Annotated in this window: 2 protein-coding genes; both read left to right on the top strand. The window is 63.9% G+C overall.

The annotated features are described in order from the left end of the window. Positions 1-159: 159 nt before the first annotated feature. Complete coding sequence (locus ACK5IR_RS08295) at positions 160-1,590, top strand: coniferyl aldehyde dehydrogenase (protein WP_416927787.1); 1,431 nt, start codon at positions 160-162, stop codon at positions 1,588-1,590. An 81-nt stretch (positions 1,591-1,671) separates the two neighbouring features. Next, positions 1,672-2,406 (top strand): FAD-binding protein (locus tag ACK5IR_RS08290; RefSeq protein ID WP_416927785.1); only part of this gene is annotated, 735 nt, incomplete at its 3' end.

The raw sequence follows: 2,406 nt of genomic DNA, 5'->3' as shown, positions 1-2,406 counted from the left end.
GCAGCCTTACGTGGAATCAGAGCCCTGACCAGCCGGCGATTCTCCCCCTCACGCCGGCCTGTCGCTCAAAGTCAAGAAACTGGAATGTCGCGGTAATCAATTCGCTCGGGCATCACCTATTCTGTGTGCATCCGAGGAGGATCAGGAAAGGCAATCGACATGACAAATTCTGCGCTCAAGCAATTCCCGCAAACGGCTGACGAAACCCGCCGGCTGTTCGACCTGCAATATCGCGCCTCGCGCGACGAATCCGCCCCCGATTACAAGCTGCGCCTTGACCGGCTGGAGCGACTGCGCAAGCTGGTCGCCGATAACGACGAAGCCTTCGTCGAGGCGATGAACGCCGATTTCGGCAATCGCTCCACCCACGAGTCGCGCCTGTTCGAGATCGTCCCGGTCCTGAACGCGGTCCGCCACACCCGCAAGCACCTCAAGCGCTGGATGCGCGACACCCGCCGCCCGGTCGATCTGGCGTTCAAACCCGCGACCGCCCGTATCCGGCACGAGCCTCTGGGCGTCATCGGCATCATCGCGCCCTGGAACTTCCCGATGCAGACCTCGCTGACGCCGCTGGTCGACGCGCTGGCCGCCGGCAACCGCGCGATGATCAAGCCGTCGGAATTCACGCCCCGGTTCTCGGAACTTCTGCGGACGCTGATCGCCAGGTATTTCGACGAAAAGGAAGTCGCCGTCGTGACCGGCGGGGCCGAGGTCGCGCAACGTTTCAGCGCCCTGCCCTTTGACCATATCATCTTTACCGGCTCGACCGCAGTGGGGCGCAAGGTGATGGAAGCGGCCTCGAAGAACCTGACCGCTGTCACGCTGGAACTGGGCGGCAAGTCGCCCGTCATCGTCGCCGAGGATTATTCGATCGAGAAGGCCGCCCGGAGCGTTGCCTTCGGCAAATACTCGAACTCGGGCCAGATCTGCGTCGCGCCGGATTATGCGCTGGTGCCGCGCGCCAAGGTCGAGGAGTTCGCCAGGGCGGTCATCGCCCGCGCCGAGAAATCCTTTGCCAGCATCGCCGAGAACCCCGACTATACCTCGATCATCTCGGACCGCCACAGGCAGCGGCTGGTGAACGCGATCGAGGAAGCCCGCGCCGCCGGCGCCACCGTGCTGACCCACCATGACAGCGACGTGGCCCGCACCGGCAAGATCGCGCCCACCGTAGTGATCGGCGCCCCGAAGGATGGCGTGCTGATGACCGAGGAAATCTTCGGTCCGGTGCTGCTGGTCAAGCCCTATGACACGCTGGACGAGGCGCTGGCCTATATCCGCGACCACGACCGCCCGCTGGCCATGTACCTGTTCACCAACGACAAGCAGACCGAGCGCAGGATCCTTGATGGCGCCATTTCGGGTGGCACCACGATCAACGGCACCGTGCTGCATGTGGGTCAGGACACGCTGCCCTTCGGCGGCATCGGCCCCAGCGGTATCGGTGCGTTTCATGGCGAGGACGGTTTCTACCGTCTCAGCCATGCCCGTTCGGTGCTGAAGATCGGCTTCATCAACGGCTTCGAAAAGATGGGACCGCCCTGGGGCGGGCTCGCCAGCAAGGCCGCCGCGTTCCTGAAAAAGCGCTGACATATCGCGCCGGGGGCGATCGTCCCCCGGTAAAACTCGATTGAGGAAGACCGGCAGCGAACCTGTCGGGAGGATGGAATTATGACCAATTCACAAGAGAACCATGACTATGACTATCTGATCATCGGCAGCGGTTTCGGGGGCGCGACATCCGCGCTGCGCCTGTCGGAAAAGGGCTGGCGCGTCGCGGTGGCCGAACAGGGCCGGCGGGTCAGCAACGACGACATCAAGGCCGCGAAGAAAAACCCGTTCAAGCTGCTCTGGATGCCCGGCCTTGGGATGCGCGGCTATTTCGCCCAGCACATGTTCCGGCATGTGAACGTGGTGGGCGGCGTCGGCGTCGGCGGTGGCAGCCTGGTCTGGGGCGCGGTGATGCTGCCTCCCAAGGACGAATTCTACGATGACCCGCAGGTCACGCGCCTTGGTGTGGACCTGAAGGCCGAACTGTCCCCGCATTTCAAGACCGCCCGGCGCATGTTGGGGGTCGGCATCAACCCGAAACTGACGAAACAGGACGAATTCCTGCGCCTGACGGCCCGCCGCATGGGGGCCGAGGACACGTTCGGCGCGGTCCAGAACGCCATTTTCTTCGGCGAGCCGGACAAGACCGTCGATGACCCCTATTTCGGGGGCGAAGGCCCGAAACGCACCGGCTGCAATTTCTGCGGCGGCTGCCTGACCGGCTGCCCGACCGGGGCCAAGAATGCGCTCTATCAGAACTACCTGTATCTGGCCGAAAGGAAGGGCGCGAAGATCCTGCCCGACCGCAAGGCCGACCGGATCGAGGCCCTGCCCGGCGGTGGCTATCGTGTCACC

It is taken from the genome of Tropicimonas sp. (assembly GCF_047971885.1).
Taxonomy (GTDB): domain Bacteria; phylum Pseudomonadota; class Alphaproteobacteria; order Rhodobacterales; family Rhodobacteraceae; genus Tropicimonas.
The sequence above is the reverse complement of the archived record's forward strand: the minus strand, read 5'-3'. Positions and strand labels throughout refer to the sequence as shown.